General features: G+C 70.6%; 11 protein-coding genes. 9 read left to right on the top strand and 2 right to left on the bottom strand.

Annotated elements, in window-relative coordinates; genetic code table 11:
• Positions 1 to 16 precede the first annotated feature (16 nt).
• Complete coding sequence (locus tag IE239_RS17395) at positions 17 to 622, top strand: GNAT family N-acetyltransferase (RefSeq protein WP_190150241.1); 606 nt, start codon at positions 17 to 19, stop codon at positions 620 to 622.
• Positions 623 to 797: 175 nt separating this feature from the next.
• Positions 798 to 2,849 carry an ATP-dependent DNA helicase gene (locus IE239_RS17390; RefSeq protein WP_229878143.1) on the top strand — a complete coding sequence of 684 codons (2,052 nt, stop codon included), beginning with the start codon at positions 798 to 800 and terminating at the stop codon, positions 2,847 to 2,849.
• Between the two features lie 119 nt (positions 2,850 to 2,968).
• On the opposite strand, the gene lexA is transcribed toward IE239_RS17390, so the two are convergent.
• Positions 2,969 to 3,748 (bottom strand): transcriptional repressor LexA, encoded by a 780-nt coding sequence (gene lexA / locus IE239_RS17385; RefSeq protein WP_190150240.1) that lies wholly within the window; start codon positions 3,746 to 3,748, stop codon positions 2,969 to 2,971.
• 593 nt (positions 3,749 to 4,341) lie between these two features.
• Between lexA and nrdR the strand changes: the two genes are divergently transcribed.
• Both nrdR and IE239_RS17375 read left to right on the top strand, forming a co-directional pair.
• The gene (gene nrdR / locus IE239_RS17380) at positions 4,342 to 4,911 is read left to right on the top strand and encodes a transcriptional regulator NrdR (RefSeq protein WP_190150239.1); all 570 of its coding nucleotides are present in this window, start codon (positions 4,342 to 4,344) and stop codon (positions 4,909 to 4,911) included.
• A gap of 161 nt (positions 4,912 to 5,072) precedes the next feature.
• Positions 5,073 to 7,976, top strand: coding sequence for a vitamin B12-dependent ribonucleotide reductase (locus tag IE239_RS17375; RefSeq protein WP_190150238.1), 2,904 nt, complete (start codon positions 5,073 to 5,075; stop codon positions 7,974 to 7,976).
• 112 nt (positions 7,977 to 8,088) lie between these two features.
• Here IE239_RS17375 and IE239_RS17370 read toward each other — a convergent pair whose 3' ends face one another.
• Positions 8,089 to 8,622, bottom strand: a complete 534-nt coding sequence (locus IE239_RS17370; protein ID WP_190150237.1) for a TerD family protein — start codon at positions 8,620 to 8,622, stop codon at positions 8,089 to 8,091.
• 156 nt (positions 8,623 to 8,778) lie between these two features.
• On the opposite strand from IE239_RS17370, the gene IE239_RS17365 reads away from it, so the two are divergent.
• The 5 genes from IE239_RS17365 to IE239_RS17345 all read left to right on the top strand — a co-directional run bounded on the left by IE239_RS17365 (position 8,779) and on the right by IE239_RS17345 (position 13,084).
• Positions 8,779 to 9,384, top strand: a complete 606-nt coding sequence (locus IE239_RS17365; protein WP_190150236.1) for a YdbC family protein — start codon at positions 8,779 to 8,781, stop codon at positions 9,382 to 9,384.
• A gap of 118 nt (positions 9,385 to 9,502) precedes the next feature.
• Positions 9,503 to 10,180, top strand: coding sequence for a histidine phosphatase family protein (locus tag IE239_RS17360; protein WP_190150235.1), 678 nt, complete (start codon positions 9,503 to 9,505; stop codon positions 10,178 to 10,180).
• Positions 10,177 to 11,082, top strand: coding sequence for an ADP-ribosylglycohydrolase family protein (locus tag IE239_RS17355; protein ID WP_190150234.1), 906 nt, complete (start codon positions 10,177 to 10,179; stop codon positions 11,080 to 11,082). The genes IE239_RS17360 and IE239_RS17355 overlap by 4 nt, the downstream gene beginning before the upstream one ends.
• Positions 11,083 to 11,678: 596 nt before the next feature.
• Positions 11,679 to 12,380 carry a ribonuclease HII gene (gene rnhB, locus IE239_RS17350; RefSeq protein WP_190150233.1) on the top strand — a complete coding sequence of 234 codons (702 nt, stop codon included), beginning with the start codon at positions 11,679 to 11,681 and terminating at the stop codon, positions 12,378 to 12,380.
• A gap of 68 nt (positions 12,381 to 12,448) precedes the next feature.
• On the top strand, positions 12,449 to 13,084 hold the full coding sequence (locus IE239_RS17345) for a hypothetical protein (RefSeq protein ID WP_190150232.1): 636 nt from the start codon (positions 12,449 to 12,451) through the stop codon (positions 13,082 to 13,084).
• Positions 13,085 to 13,425 lie beyond the last annotated feature (341 nt).

The raw sequence follows: 13,425 nt of genomic DNA, 5'->3' as shown, positions 1-13,425 counted from the left end.
CCGAGAGGAGTCCGCGGTGCCTTCTCCCGGGAGGGAGGCCGACCCAGACGCGCTCCCTGGCCTCGCCGCCGGCGGCCGGGGACCCGTCGGCACGCCCGGCGGCGCGTTCCGGCTCGTCCCCGTACGGATCGAGCGCGACCTCCCGCTCGTCGGCCGGTGGATGAACGACCCGGCCGTCGCCGCGTTCTGGGAGCTGGCCGGGCCCGGGTCCGTGACCGAGCGGCATCTGCGCGGCCAACTCGCCGCAGGCGGACACAGCAGCCCGTATCTGGGCGTGCTCGAGGGGCGGCCCATGAGCTACTGGGAGATCTACCGGGCGGACCTCGACCCGCTCGCCCGCCACTACCCTGCCCGGCCCCACGACATCGGCATCCACCTCCTCATCGGGGGTGCGGCCGACCGGGGGCGAGGGCTCGGCGGCCCGCTGCTCGAAGCCGTCGCCGATCTCGTCCTGGACGGAACACCCGCGTGCACCCGTCTCGTCGCCGAGCCCGACCTGCGCAACGTCCCGTCCGTCGCGGTCTTCCTGAGCGCCGGTTTCCGGTTCTCCGCGGAGGTCGATCTGCCCGCCAAGCGAGCGGCCCTGATGATCCGAGAACGTCACCCGCGTGATCTCCTGTGAAACCACACGGGCGACATCGGCCGGATCCGGCCATCCCTCGCCGCCGAACCGTCGTCTTGCGCCCCTGCCGGCCCGCCCCCTCCACCATCACCAGGAAACCCACGGTCTTGATCCCTTCCCTCCCGTCCGCCTCCTCCACCCGTTTGTCACTGCCGCGCCGTAGGGTGGTCGCGCTATGACGAAGCCCTCACTCCCCGAACTCCTGCATGCCGCCGTCGCCGCCGTCGGCGGCACGGAGCGCCCCGGCCAGGTGACCATGGCCGAAGCCGTCGCCCAGGCGATCGACGACGGTTCACACCTGCTGGTCCAGGCCGGCACCGGCACGGGCAAGTCACTCGGCTACCTCGTGCCCGCGCTCGCCCACGGGGAGCGCGTCGTGGTGGCCACGGCCACGCTGGCCCTGCAGCGCCAGCTCGTCGAACGGGACCTCCCGCGCACGGTCGATGCCTTGCATCCGCTGCTGCGCCGGCGCCCGGAGTTCGCGATGCTCAAGGGCCGGTCCAACTACCTGTGCCTGCACCGGCTGCACGAGGGCATGCCCCAGGACGAGGAAGAGGGCCTCTTCGACCAGTTCGAGGCCGCCGCCCCCACCAGCAAGCTCGGCCAGGACCTGCTGCGGCTGCGGGACTGGTCCGACGAGACCGAGTCGGGGGACCGCGACGATCTCACGCCGGGCGTCTCCGACCGGGCCTGGGCCCAGGTGTCGGTGTCCTCCCGGGAGTGCCTCGGCGCCACGAAATGCGCCTACGGCGCCGAGTGCTTCGCCGAGATGGCCCGCGAGCGGGCCAAGCTGGCCGAGGTCGTCGTCACCAACCACGCGCTGCTGGCCATCGACGCGATCGAGGGCGCCCCGGTCCTGCCGCAGCACGAGGTGCTGATCGTCGACGAGGCGCACGAGCTGGTGTCACGGGTCACCGGCGTCGCCACCGGCGAGCTCACCCCGGGCCAGGTCAACCGGGCCGTGCGCCGCGCGGCCAAGCTGGTCAACGAGAAGGCCGCCGACCAGCTGCAGACCGCCGCCGAGGGCTTCGAGCGGCTCATGGAGCTGGCGCTGCCGGGCCGCCTGGAGGAGATCCCGGAGGACCTCGGCTACGCCCTCATGGCACTGCGCGACGCCGCGCGGACGGTCATCTCCGCCATCGGCGCCACGCGTGACAAGTCCGTCCAGGACGAGGACGCGGTCCGTAAGCAGGCGCTCGCCTCCGTGGAGTCCGTGCACGACGTGGCGGAGCGGATCTGCAACGGCTCCGAGTGGGACGTCGTCTGGTACGAGCGTCACGACCGCTTCGGCGCCTCCCTGCGCGTCGCCCCCATGTCGGTCTCGGGCCTGCTGCGGGAGAAGCTCTTCACGGACCGGTCCGTGACCCTGGCCTCGGCCACGCTGAAGCTGGGCGGGGACTTCAACGGGGTGGGCGCGTCGATGGGCCTCGCCCCGGAGGGCACGGAGGGCGAGGACGTCCCGCAGTGGAAGGGCATCGACGTCGGCTCCCCCTTCGACTACCGCAGGCAGGGCATCCTGTACGTCGCCAAGCATCTGGCGCGCCCCGCGCGCGACGGTGACCGTGCCGACATGCTCGACGAGCTGACCGAGCTGATCCAGGCGGCGGGCGGGCGCACCCTGGGCCTCTTCTCCTCCATGCGTGCCGCGCAGCTCGCCGCCGAGGAGCTGCGCATCCGGCTGCCCGAGTTCCCGATCCTCCTCCAGGGCGAGGAGACGCTCGGCGAGCTGATCAAGAACTTCTCGGCGGACCCGAAGACCTGCCTGTTCGGCACCCTGTCGCTCTGGCAGGGCGTCGACGTGCCCGGCCCCAGCTGTCAGCTGGTCGTCATGGACAAGATCCCGTTCCCGCGCCCGGACGACCCCCTGATGAGCGCCCGCCAGAAGGCGGTGGAGGAGGCCGGAGGCAACGGCTTCATGGCCGTCGCCGCGACCCATGCGGCGCTGCTCATGGCCCAGGGCGCGGGCCGCCTGGTCCGGGCTTCGGGGGACCGCGGTGTGGTCGCCGTACTGGACCAGCGGCTGGCGACGGCCCGCTACGGGAGCTACCTGAAGGCCTCACTGCCCGACTTCTGGTACACCACGGACCGCGACCAGGTCCGCAGGTCCCTCGCCGCGATCGACGCGAAGGCCAGGCAGGCGGAGTCCGACGGAGCGGCGCCGGCCGGGACGCCGCCGACGCCGGAGGCGGCGACCGGGACGGAGGAGGACGCCGGGGCGCAGGCATAGCGCAGGCGCAGACACAGGGGGGCGGGCCCACCGGCGCAGCACAGGGCCCCGGAACCGGCGCAGGGATCCCGGGGCCCCGTCAGGGGGTAGGGCGGGGGGAGCCCCGCCCGCCGCCGCGCTCAGACGCGGCGGAGTACGGCCACCACCTTGCCGAGGATGGTCGCGTCGTCGCCCGGGATCGGCTCGTAGGCGGAGTTGTGCGGCAGCAGCCACACATGGCCGTCCTCGCGCTTGAACCGCTTGACGGTGGCCTCTCCGTCGAGCATCGCTGCCACGATGTCGCCGTTCTCGGCGACGGGCTGGCGGCGGACGGTGACCCAGTCGCCGTCACAGATGGCGGCCTCGATCATCGAGTCGCCGACGACCTTCAGAACGAACAGCTCGCCGTCGCCCACGAGTTGCCTCGGGAGCGGGAAGACGTCCTCCACCGACTCCTCGGCCAGGATCGGGCCGCCGGCGGCGATCCGGCCGACCAGCGGGACGTAGGACGCGGCCGGCTTCCCGGCGGTGTCCGTGGGCTGCACCGAGGCGGCCTGGTCGGAGCCGCGCACCTCGTACGCGCGTGGGCGGTGCGGGTCGCGGCGCAGGAAGCCCTTCCGCTCCAGTGCCATCAGCTGGTGGGCGACCGAGGACGTGCTGGACAGGCCGACCGCCTGACCGATCTCCCGCATGGACGGCGGGTAGCCGCGCCGCTGTACGGAGTCCCTGATGACCTCGATCACTCGGCGCTGCCGGTCGGTGAGCCCCGAGCTGTCGGCGCGGATGCCCGGAGGCCGGCCAGGCAGCGAGCGCTTGTGCGCCTCGGGATTCACGGCTTCGTTCATCGCATGCACCGGCTCGAGTCGGCCCTGGGAGCGGTCCTGGGCAGTGATGGTGGCACTGTCTGCGGTGGTGGTCACGTCGGCCCCTCTCGGTTGTCTCCCTGCTGGACAACGGTAGTGGCTTTCGAAAGGTTGCGCCAAACACACGTTCGAGTGAAAAACCGTGGATAACGGGACTTGATCGGGTGTCTGGGTGTATAGCTGACGCGGTCTCCGGCGGGCGACGGGGCTCGTTGTTGTACCCTTCACCGCCGGAGACGATGACCTTGTGAGGCGTGGCCCCAGTCTGCCATCCGGCTCCCGGTCGACCGAGGACCGGTCCCGCTGCCGCGCGAGAGTCCCACCTCTCCTCCTCGCGGCGCCCACGGTATCGCCGCAGGAACCGCCGCGACATGTCCGCACACGCGTGTGCCGGGGCGCCTTCCGCGTGCTCGGCGTGACGGGCGGACAGCGGGCGGTGAGCGCGCGTCGAGCGTGGCGGGCGCGACACGCGATACGGCCTGGTTGTATGCGCCAAGCCCCACATGTAGTGGTTGGATTGGCGCAGCGGCCCAGAAGTTGTGTTCCCCGGTGTCATCGGACGCTGATGGATCCCCTATGCTGGGGGCTGCTTCGAGGGGCCCGTGAGGCCTGCGAGGCCATCGAGTCTGCTGTGAGGAGGGTTGGATTTCATGCACTGCCCCTTCTGCAGGCACCCCGACAGCCGTGTGGTCGACAGCCGTACGACGGACGACGGCACGTCGATCCGCAGGCGGCGTCAGTGCCCTGACTGCTCCCGTCGTTTCACGACCGTGGAGACGTGCTCGCTGATGGTGGTCAAGCGGTCCGGGGTCACCGAGCCGTTCAGCCGCACCAAGGTCATCAACGGCGTGCGCAAGGCGTGTCAGGGCCGGCCCGTCACCGAGGACGCCCTCGCCCAGCTCGGTCAGCGGGTCGAGGAAGCGGTGCGGGCCACCGGAAGCGCCGAGCTGACCACCCATGACGTGGGGCTGGCCATACTCGGCCCGTTGCAGGAACTCGACCTCGTCGCCTATCTGCGGTTCGCCTCCGTCTACCGGGCGTTCGACTCGCTCGAGGACTTCGAGGCGGCGATCACGGAACTCAGGGACCAGGCGGGACCCCCCGCCGCGGACGGCGACGACCGTGCGGACGAAGCGGGGGTCGTCGTGGGGAGCCGGAAGGGCGACGGCGGGCGCGGAGGGGCCGAGCAGGTCCCCGAGCCCGCCCGGGCGGCCGACTGACCGACGGGCCACGGCCGGAGCCTCTCCGGGGCGGCCGGGCGGCGGCGGACGAAGACCTGTTGTGGGCGGTAGCGCGTGGGCGCCCACAACTCAAGACAGAACAACGTGTCACGGGAACAACGTGGCATTTCAGGGCGTTTTCGCCCGTAGAGGGAGGCGGCATGACAGAGACGGCGAGCGGTCCGGCACGAGGTTCCCGAGCCAAGGGAGCCAAGGCCACCAAGGGCCTGCGCATCGAGCGCATCCACACGACCCCCGGAGTGCACCCCTACGACGAGGTGGCCTGGGCACGTCGTGACGTCGTCATGACCAACTGGCGCGACGGCTCGGTCAATTTCGAGCAGCGTGGCGTCGAGTTCCCCGACTTCTGGTCGGTGAACGCGGTCAACATCGTCACCAGCAAGTACTTCCGCGGTGCCGTGGGCACCCCCCAGCGTGAGACCGGCCTCAGGCAGCTGATCGACCGCATCGTGAAGACGTACCGGAAGGCCGGGGAGGACAACAGCTACTTCGCCTCGCCCGCCGACGCCGAGATCTTCGAGCACGAGCTGGCCTACGCCCTCCTGCACCAGATCTTCAGCTTCAACAGTCCCGTCTGGTTCAACGTCGGGACCCCGCAGCCCCAGCAGGTCTCCGCCTGCTTCATCCTGGCCGTCGACGACTCCATGGAGTCGATCCTCGACTGGTACAAGGAAGAGGGCATGATCTTCAAGGGCGGCTCCGGCGCCGGCCTGAACCTCTCCCGCATCCGCTCCTCCAAGGAGCTCCTCTCCTCCGGCGGCAACGCCTCCGGCCCGGTGTCCTTCATGCGGGGCGCCGACGCCTCCGCCGGCACCATCAAGTCCGGTGGCGCCACGCGTCGCGCGGCCAAGATGGTCGTCCTCGACGTGGACCACCCGGACATCGAGGACTTCATCGCCACGAAGGTGAAGGAGGAGGAGAAGATCCGCGCCCTGCGCGACGCCGGCTTCGACATGGACCTGGGCGGCGACGACATCACGTCCGTCCAGTACCAGAACGCCAACAACAGCGTCCGGGTGAACGACGAGTTCATGACGGCCGTCGAGAACGGCGCCGAGTTCGGGCTGCGCGCCCGTATGACCGGCGAGATCATCGAGAAGGTCGACGCCAAGGCGCTCTTCCGCAAGCTCGCCGAGGCCGCGTGGGCCTGCGCCGACCCGGGCATCCAGTACGACGGTGTGATCAACAACTGGCACACCTGCCCCGAGTCCGGCCGGATCACCGCGTCGAACCCGTGCAGCGAGTACATGCACCTGGACAACACGTCCTGCAACCTCGCCTCGCTGAACCTGATGAAGTTCCTCAAGGACGACGGCAAGGGCACCCAGTCCTTCGACGCGGACCGTTTCCAGAAGGTCGTCGAGCTCGTCATCACCGCGATGGACATCTCCATCTGCTTCGCGGACTTCCCGACCCAGAAGATCGGCGAGAACACGCGCGCGTTCCGCCAGCTCGGCATCGGCTACGCCAACCTCGGCGCCCTGCTGATGGCGACCGGCCACGCGTACGACTCCGACGGCGGTCGCTCCCTGGCCGGCTCCATCACCTCCCTCATGACGGGCACGGCCTATCGCCGCTCCGCCGAGCTGGCCTCGGTCGTCGGCCCGTACGACGGTTACGCCCGCAACGCCGACGCCCACAACCGCGTCATGAAGCAGCACTCCGACGCCAACGCCACGGCCGTCCGCATGGACGACCTGGACACCCCGGTGTGGGCCGCAGCCACGGAGGCCTGGCAGGACGTCCTGCGCCTCGGCGAGAAGAACGGCTTCCGCAACGCCCAGGCGTCCGTGCTCGCCCCGACCGGCACCATCGGTCTGGCGATGTCCTGCGACACCACCGGCGTCGAGCCCGACCTCGCCCTGGTCAAGTTCAAGAAGCTGGTCGGCGGCGGGTCGATGCAGATCGTCAACGGCACCGTCCCGCAGGCCCTGCGCCGCCTGGGCTACCAGGAGGAGCAGATCGAGGCGATCGTCGCCCACATCGCCGAGAACGGCAACGTGATCGACGCCCCCGGTCTCGCGCACGAGCACTACGAGGTGTTCGACTGCGCCATGGGCGAGCGCGCCATCTCCCCGATGGGCCACGTCCGCATGATGGCCGCGATCCAGCCGTGGATCTCCGGCGCCATCTCCAAGACGGTCAACATGCCGGAGACGGCGACCGTCGAGGAGGTCGAGGAGATCTACTTCGAGGCCTGGAAGCTCGGCGTCAAGGCGCTCGCGATCTACCGCGACAACTGCAAGGTCGGCCAGCCCCTCTCCGCGAAGACCAAGGAGAAGGAGAAGGCCGAGGTCACCGAGAAGGCCGAGGGCACGATCCGCGCCGCGGTCGAGAAGGTCATCGAGTACCGCCCGGTCCGCAAGCGTCTGCCCAAGGGCCGTCCCGGCATCACGACCTCGTTCACGGTCGGCGGCGCCGAGGGCTACATGACCGCCAACTCCTACCCGGACGACGGTCTCGGCGAGGTCTTCCTGAAGATGTCCAAGCAGGGTTCGACCCTCGCCGGCATGATGGACGCCTTCTCCATCGCGGTCTCCGTCGGCCTCCAGTACGGCGTGCCGCTGGAGACGTACGTCTCGAAGTTCACCAACATGCGCTTCGAGCCGGCCGGTATGACGGACGACCCGGACGTGCGGATGGCGCAGTCGATCGTCGACTACATCTTCCGCCGCCTGGCGCTGGACTTCCTGCCCTTCGAGACGCGCTCGGCGCTCGGCATCCACTCCGCCGAGGAGCGTCAGCGCCACCTGGAGACCGGCTCCTACGAGCCGAACCTCGAGGACGAGGAGGACGTGGACGTGGAGGGCCTCGCCCAGTCCGCGCCCCGCCAGACGGACCTGAAGGCCGTCGCCGCGCCCAAGTCCGGCGCCGAGGCCGCCCGGCCGGCGCCGCAGCAGGCCCACACCAGCGCCGAACTGGTGGAGATGCAGCTGGGCATCCACGCCGACGCCCCGCTGTGCTTCTCCTGCGGCACGAAGATGCAGCGCGCCGGCTCCTGCTACATCTGCGAGGGCTGCGGCTCCACCAGCGGCTGCAGCTAGGTCGTGCAAGCCGGGTCCGTGTGATCCGGGGAGGGCGGTGGAGCCGGTCTTCGGCTCCACCGCCCTCTGCGTTCCCGCCCGTTCGCGCGCTGTCGGTTCGCGACCTGCGCGTTCAGGAGCGGTGTACCCGGCCCATGACCCTGGTGAACGTCACCGGGTCGTCCTCGAAGCCCCGCACGCCCGGGTGGAACGACCAGCCGTCGGACGTCTCGCGCACGAACTCCGCGACCGTCGCCGCGGTCGCCCCGAGGACGCCGCCGAAGTCGCCCTCGTCCAGGACGGTGTAGCCCTCCCGGATGCGGAAGGCCGGGTTGAGCACCCCGACGAAGGTCCGGTGACCGGGGTTCTGCTGGATGACGACGCCGAGGACGACGCGCGCGTACCGCGCGTCCAGGCGGTCGAGTTCCAGCGTCATGACCTCGTCCCAGCCGAAGCCCTTGCCGTCCTTGCTGTCCCGGTTGAGATAGATCGTGCCGTCGGGCGAGCGGCTGTCGAAGTGCACCACGTAGGCGGGGTCACCGTGCGGATCGTCCGCCAGGTAGGTCGCCGCCACGACGTCCAGGTCGGTGGGCGGCTGCCCCGCCGCACTGGGATCCCACTTCAGCGCCATCTCGATCTTGCGGATTCCCTTGTTGAGGCCGCTCACCGGACTTCCCCTCCCCGTTTTCCCGTCTGCTGTCGCCCCGAACGGCCCGTCTGTCAGGGCCGGTTGTCCATCCTGCCACGCGCGCGTGCACCGGGGCAGTGGAGCTGTGTGCACGAGAGTGACCAACGCCACGCCTGCTGGCCTTACCATGGCGCGGTGCTGGTCAAGTGGATTCGCTGCACCGTGGTGGACCGCCGCGGTTTCGAACGAGGACAGCGAAAGTGGGCGGGGCTTCCGGGGGAGCCGGGATTTCGGGGACAGGGCGGGGGCTGGAGCAGGACACGGCCCTCTGTCGCGCATGTCTTCACGTTCTGGGAGAGCCGCGCCTTCTACGACTCCTTCATGGCCCGCTCCCACGACCGGCTGGCGACGGCCCAGTCGGGCACCTTCAAGGATCCCCAGGTCCGGCTGTTCGACTACCGCTTCGACGTGAAGACGGGCTTCGAGCCCCGGTTCACCGACTCCGACCTGGTGCGGGTCGCTCTCTGCCGGGTCCACGAGGAACGCGCCGAGCACTTCACGCTGATGCAGGAGAAGGTGTGGAACCCCGCGATGGCCGGCTCTCCCGGCATGATCCGCGGTCTGTTCGCCGAGGCGCCGGGCCCCGAGTTCCTCGTCCTGTCGATGTGGCGCTCGCAGGCCGAGCACGGGAAGTACAGGGCGGAACGAGTGGAACGACTCGCCCTGCGCGCGCAGACGGAGGCGGACGTCTCCTCCCTGACCGGCGACATCGTCGAGCTCGAGCCTTCCTGGACGGTATGAGGGTGCGGCCGTCCGACGTGCGCCGTTCGGGCCCTTCCGGGACAGTGATGGTGTGACCTACGCCGTATGGAGGCCCGAGCAGTGCTCGATCGGGCGTCAACCGATCTAGGGTTTTGGCATGGCACGACCACGGCGCATCGTCCTTGTCCGGCACGGGGAGTCAACGGGCAATGTTGATGACACCGTCTACGAGCGTGAACCCGACCACGCACTGGCCCTGACCGACCGGGGCCGCAGCCAGGCCGAGGAGACGGGAAAACACCTGCGGGAGGTCTTCGGCCGCGAGCGGGTCAGCGTGTACGTCTCGCCCTACCGGCGCACGCACGAGACCCTGCAGGCCTTCCACCTCGACCCCGGGCTGATACGGGTGCGCGAGGAGCCCCGGCTGCGCGAACAGGACTGGGGTAACTGGCAGGACCGCGACGACGTCCAGCTACAGAAGACCTACCGTGACGCCTACGGGCATTTCTTCTACCGCTTCGCGCAGGGCGAGAGCGGCGCAGACGTCTACGACCGGGTCGGCGGCTTCCTGGAGAGCCTGTTCCGCAGTTTCGAGGCCCCCGACCACCCGCCGAACGTGCTGCTGGTGACCCACGGCCTGGCGATGCGTCTGTTCTGCATGCGCTGGTTCCACTGGACGGTCGCCGAGTTCGAATCGCTCGCGAACCCCGGGAACGCTGAGATGCGGATGCTCGTTCTCCAGGACGACGACAGATACGCCCTCGACCGGCCTTTCGACCGCTGGCGGGAACCTGCGCCCTATGGGATCACCGGGGACGGAATGGGTGAAGGATGACCGCTGACTTCTCTGCCGCCGGGCGCCTGGAGCGCGCCCTGGCCAGCCTGCGCGGCCTCGCCGTGGGCGACGCACTGGGCTCTCAGTTCTTCGTGCCGGTGAACTATCCGCTGCTGCAGCGTCGCGAGCTGCCGCCCGGCCCGTGGCAGTGGACCGACGACACCGAGATGGCCTGCTCGGTGGTGGCGGTCCTGATGGCTCACCACCGCATCGACCAGGACGCCCTGGCCCGCTCCTTCGCCGAGCACCACGACTTCGACCGCGGTTACGGGCCCGCCGTCAACCGGCTGCTCAGGCTGGTCCGAGAGGGGGCGGACTGGCGCGAGCTGTCCTCCGCCCTGTTCAACGGGCAGGGGTCCTGGGGCAACGGCGCCGCCATGCGGATCGCGCCCCTGGGCGCCTGGTACGCGGACGACCCCGAGCAGGCGACCCACCAGGCGGAGATCTCCGCCTACCCCACGCATCAGCACCGGGAGGCCGTGGTCGGGGCCATGGCCGTGGCCGCGGCCGCCGCGCTGGCAGGAGCACCGGGCGGGCCGCCCGGCGCCGAGGCGCTGCTGGACGGCGTCATCGCCCTGGTCCCCAAGAGCGCCGTTCGCGCGGGACTGGGCCGTGCCCGGGACATGCTCGACTACGCCGACGCGGGCACCGTCGCGGCCGTACTGGGCTGCGGCAGACGTACGTCGGCCCATGACACCGTGCCCTTCGCGCTGTGGTCGGCCGCTCGTGCCCTGGCCGACTACGAGACGGCGTTCTGGACGACCGCGCAGGCGGGCGGGGACGTGGACACCACGTGCGCCATCGTGGGCGGGGTGCTCGCCGCCGGCCAGGCCGGGAAGCCGCCCGTCGCGTGGACGCGACAGGTGGAGGACCTGCCGGGGTGGTTGCTCCCGTCCGGGTGAGACGGGGGCCGGCGCTTCACCGCGGCACGTTGCCCGCCGACACCCGCCCGGTTCGTGATCCGGGTGGCGAGAGCGACGGCGAGGCGCTGTCCGGCAGCGGGACGCCTGCCGTGAACACCCGGCGTCGGCCGAGGACGTCGCCGGAGCGGCGCCGAGCAGCAGGCCGCCGACGGTGAGCGGGTCCGCGCCGACCGCCCGGTGAGGTCGATTCCGGCGATGCGCTCGGGGATTCACGCATGCGATCCGCTCCAGGCGGAGCGCTTCCCGGACTTGATCTTCGAGGGAGCGGTCGAGCCGACGGCGAGGCTGCTGCATAGCGTCTTCAGCAGGGGAATCTAGAGAGTCGAGGTGCGGGCCGACGTGGCGAACGGCTCCGCCTTCGACGCCGTCCGGCCATGATGATCCACTGATCGAAGATGTGCGAATGTGAAGAGGATGACCGTGAACCCGAGGAGGAGGTCGACCGGCTCATGCTGTCCCTGCTCCGGCCGGACGCGCCCTGAGCACGGTGCCGACGCCGACGCGGCCGACCCGCAGGGGATCGGTGCCGACCGGGGTGTCGCAACGGGATCGAGGCGGCGTAATCTAAGGGCGCCATGCCGTACGAACCACCCACTCACACCGTCGAGCGCTCACTCCGCGCCACGACCGGAGCCAAGGTCGTCGCCGGCGTCGACGAGGTGGGCCGCGGTGCCTGGGCCGGACCCGTCACCGTCTGCGCGGCCGTCACCGGACTCCGCCGACCTCCCGTCGGCCTCACCGATTCCAAGCTCCTCACCGTCAAGCGTCGCAACGAGCTTTCCGAGGAACTGCTGCAGTGGGTGACGTCGCACGCCCTGGGGCACGCGTCGCCCGAGGAGATCGATGATCTCGGGATGACCGCCGCACTGCGGCTCGCCGCCGGACGCGCTCTGGAGGCTCTCCCGGTCCGCCCGGACGCGGTCATCCTCGACGGGAAGCACGACTACCTCGGTTCCCCCTGGCGGGTCCGCACGGTGATCAAGGGTGACCAGTCGTGCGTGGCGGTCGCGGCGGCCTCGGTGATCGCCAAGGTCCGGCGCGACAAAATGATGGCCGAACTGGGTGCCGAGCATGCAGACTTCGGCTTTGCGGACAACGCCGGGTATCCGTCACCCGTGCACAAGGCCGCACTGGAGGAGCGGGGACCCACCCCGTACCACCGGTTGTCGTGGGCGTATCTTGATGCGCTGCCCCAGTGGCGGCACCTCAAGAAGGCCCGCAGCTGGGCGAACGGGAGCGTTCCGGAGGTCGAAGGTCAACTCGGTTTCGACTTCTGACCCTTCCGGCCGCACTGATGTGCCACCCGCCGGCCCGTGCCGCACGAACGTTTGATAGACAACAGCCCATGCCTCTCATTCCCGAGGAGCCTCAGATTCACGAGAGTGCCCAGGGTCCCCGCGCCACTCCGGCCAGCGGCCGCACCGCGCCGACCCCTCGACCTGTACCCGGACCCCGTCCCGCGGCTCCGTCGCGTCCCGGTCGTCCCGGACCGCTCCGGCCCACGCCGCCGGCGCAACGCGCGCCGCGTGACACGGCCGCCAAGCCCGGGCCTTCGGCCCCGGCCGCTCCCGCCGTCGCGGCTGCTTCGGCGACTGCTCAGGTCCAGCTGATCCCGGCCTCGGCCGAGGGTGCGCTGGACGCCGCCGAGGAGGCCGTGGACCTCCTCCTGGAATCGGGGCGCGCCCCGGGTGACGTTCTGGTGATCACCACCGGCGAACGGCACCCCTGGGCCGCTCACGAGCTGTCCTTCGGTGAGGCGCCCTACTGGGCGCAGCACGACGCCGGGGACGACGTCTTCTACGCCGATGCCGCCGCGGTGACCCGCGCCGGGGTGCGCCCGGTCGTCGTCGTCGCCGTCAACGGTGGAGCCGACACCGCCGCCGCCACCGTTCTGCCGCTGGCCCTCGCGCGCGCCTCGGCCCTGCTGATCGTCTGCGGCGACCCGCAGCGGATCAACGGGGTGCTGGGCGCGGGCGTCTGAGCCGTATCCGGTAGGCGCACAGGACCGGAGCCCAGAAGAGGCGTCGCTGCTGCGGCGCCTCTTCGGTGCGCCCTGTGGCGATCCTTCACAGGCCGACGGCGGGGGCTCGCTCGACCTGCCTCGCCGTCGCCGTCCCGTCGTGGGATCCGTCCCGGCCCGGGTGCCGTCCCCGGCTTGATCGCGGTGGTCGAGACTCTGTCGACGCCTTCGCTGACGCCGTCGCCGTCGGGACCGGCAGGTCTCTTCCTCGGTCACTGCTGTGAGCGTGCGCCGCGGTCGTGCGGCGGTTCAGGCCTGGAGCGGCTGTCTCGTGCTCCTCGGCGCGGGCTCCGGGGCGGTCT

Source organism: Streptomyces humidus (genome assembly GCF_014649655.1).
In the GTDB taxonomy this organism is placed as follows: domain Bacteria; phylum Actinomycetota; class Actinomycetes; order Streptomycetales; family Streptomycetaceae; genus Streptomyces; species Streptomyces humidus.
The sequence above is the reverse complement of the archived record's forward strand: the minus strand, read 5'-3'. Positions and strand labels throughout refer to the sequence as shown.